This is a genomic window from Prevotella sp. OH937_COT-195 (assembly GCF_003932845.1).
Lineage (GTDB): Bacteria > Bacteroidota > Bacteroidia > Bacteroidales > Bacteroidaceae > Prevotella.
Map to the genome: position 1 here is coordinate 1 of NZ_RQZH01000045.1, position 2,500 is coordinate 2,500.

The window sequence follows — 2,500 nt, forward strand, 5'->3', positions numbered from 1 at the left end:
AAGGATGAGTTCTTTGATATTGTTCAATGAGACAGAGAAGTAGTACAATGACAAGCGGGGCGTTTTGTTTTTTTTTCGACATTGCGTCCCGGGTATAATATACAGACATGCCGTCAGTTTGTTGTCCGTTATTTATTTTCGGCCATTTCTGACACGGGTGCTTTAGACCTTTGGATTGTACCGGATATTTTGCGTTTATTTTCAGGAGACCATGTAATCCGCCTTTATTTTCATATATCGGTGTGATTTCCATGATATTTTACAATGTAGAGTTTGATCCTGGCTCAGGATGAACGCTAGCTACAGGCTTAACACATGCAAGTCGAGGGGCATCATGCAGGTTGCTTGCGATCTGTGATGGCGACCGGCGCACGGGTGAGTAACGCGTATCCAACCTACCTTCGGCAGGGGCATAACCCGGTGAAAGCCGGCCTAATTCCCCATGGTCCCCGTTGATGTCATCTGATTCGGGGTAAAGGTGTTTTTTCCGGCCGTTGATGGGGATGCGTCCGATTAGTTAGTTGGCGGGGTAAAGGCCCACCAAGACAGTGATCGGTAGGGGTTCTGAGAGGAAGATCCCCCACATTGGGACTGAGACACGGCCCAAACTCCTACGGGAGGCAGCAGTGAGGAATATTGGTCAATGGGCGTAAGCCTGAACCAGCCAAGTAGCGTGGAGGACGACCGCCCTATGGGTTGTAAACTCCTTTTATGCGGGAATAAATTTCGGGACGCGTTCCCGTTTTGCATGTACCGCATGAATAAGGACCGGCTAATTCCGTGCCAGCAGCCGCGGTAATACGGAAGGTTCCGGTGTTATCCGGATTTATTGGGTTTAAAGGGAGCGCGGACTGCTTGTCAAGCGTGCAGTGAAACGCCGCGGCTCAACCGCGGTCCTGCTGCGCGAACTGGCTTGCTTGAGTGGGCTGTAGGTACGCGGAATTCGTGGTGTAGCGGTGAAATGCTTAGATATCACGAGGAACTCCGATTGCGAAGGCAGCGTACCATATCCCGACTGACGTTTATGCTCGAAGGTGCGGGTATCAAACAGGATTAGATACCCTGGTAGTCCGCACTGTAAACGATGGATGCTCGCTGTCGGCGACATATTGCCGGTGGCCCAGCGAAAGCGTTAAGCATCCCACCTGGGGAGTACGCCGGCAACGGTGAAACTCAAAGGAATTGACGGGGGCCCGCACAAGCGGAGGAACATGTGGTTTAATTCGATGATACGCGAGGAACCTTACCCGGGCTTGAATTGCAGGAGAACGATACAGAGATGTTGAGGCCTTTCGGGGCTCCTGTGAAGGTGCTGCATGGTTGTCGTCAGCTCGTGCCGTGAGGTGTCGGCTTAAGTGCCATAACGAGCGCAACCCCTTTGCGTAGTTGCCATCGGGTGATGCCGGGCACTCTTCGCATACTGCCACCGCAAGGTGTGAGGAAGGTGGGGATGACGTCAAATCAGCACGGCCCTTACGTCCGGGGCTACACACGTGTTACAATGGTGGGTACAGAGTGTTGTTCGTGCGCAAGCACGTTCCAATCACAAAATCCCTCCTCAGTTCGGACTGGGGTCTGCAACCCGACCCCACGAAGCTGGATTCGCTAGTAATCGCGCATCAGCCATGGCGCGGTGAATACGTTCCCGGGCCTTGTACACACCGCCCGTCAAGCCATGAAAGCCGGGGGCGCCTGAAGTCCGTGACCGCGAGGGTCGGCCTAGGGCGAAACCGGTGATTGGGGCTAAGTCGTAACAAGGTAGCCGTACCGGAAGGTGCGGCTGGAACACCTCCTTTCTGGAGACGTGATGTTATTCGGTCTTCTATCGGTCTTTGCACCGGCATGTTGTTTTTTTTGCCGTTGTCGTTTTTTTCTGTTCTCTTTGTTCGGGGGATTGCCGCCCGGAGGCTTCCGCATTGGTGTCGTCTCCATTTCCGGAGTCCTATAGCTCAGTTGGTCAGAGCGCCACACTGATAATGTGGAGGTCGGCAGTTCAAGTCTGCCTGGGACTACGCTTTTTTTGTTGCGTCGTGCTTCCTCCTTCGTTGTTTTTCCCTTTTGGGGGATTAGCTCAGTTGGCTAGAGCACCTGCTTTGCAAGCAGGGGGTCAACGGTTCGAATCCGTTATTCTCCACTTTGTGCTTTTCGCACGTTGATCTTTGACATGTTGACACAGACAAGACAAATCGCCGTTTCGTTTTTGTTGTTGCGCTTTTGTCGCATCGGCATGTCGATTCCGGCGTATTTATTATGATAGCTGAAAGTATTGACTCTTCGCCGGATGTTTTTTCATCCGTCGTTTTGCGAGACAGAAAGTAATCAAGGGCGCATGGCGGATGCCTTGGCTCACGGAGGCGATGAAGGACGCGATAAGCTGCGAAAATCTGCGGTCAGGAGCAAATATCCGTTAACCCGCAGGTGTCCGAATGGGACAACCCGTCAGTCTGCAGGACTGTCATCGGCGCTTTTATGTGCCGAGGCCAACGGAGGGAACTGAAAC

At 52.8% G+C, this 2,500-nt stretch carries 2 tRNA genes and 2 rRNA genes (1 of these 4 cut by a window edge); all 4 read left to right on the forward strand.

The features are described from left to right. The first annotated feature begins 261 nt into the window (after window positions 1-261). A 16S ribosomal RNA gene (locus tag EII32_RS10905) occupies window positions 262-1,796 on the forward strand. Window positions 1,797-1,938: 142 nt separating this feature from the next. Further along, window positions 1,939-2,012: transfer RNA gene (locus EII32_RS10910), tRNA-Ile, on the forward strand. 48 nt (window positions 2,013-2,060) lie between these two features. Further along, a tRNA-Ala gene (locus tag EII32_RS10915) sits at window positions 2,061-2,134 on the forward strand. Window positions 2,135-2,309: 175 nt separating this feature from the next. Next, a 23S ribosomal RNA gene (locus EII32_RS10920) occupies window positions 2,310-2,500 on the forward strand; it runs 2,719 nt beyond the window's last position. The 16S and 23S rRNA genes sit together here with 2 tRNA genes alongside, the layout of an rRNA operon.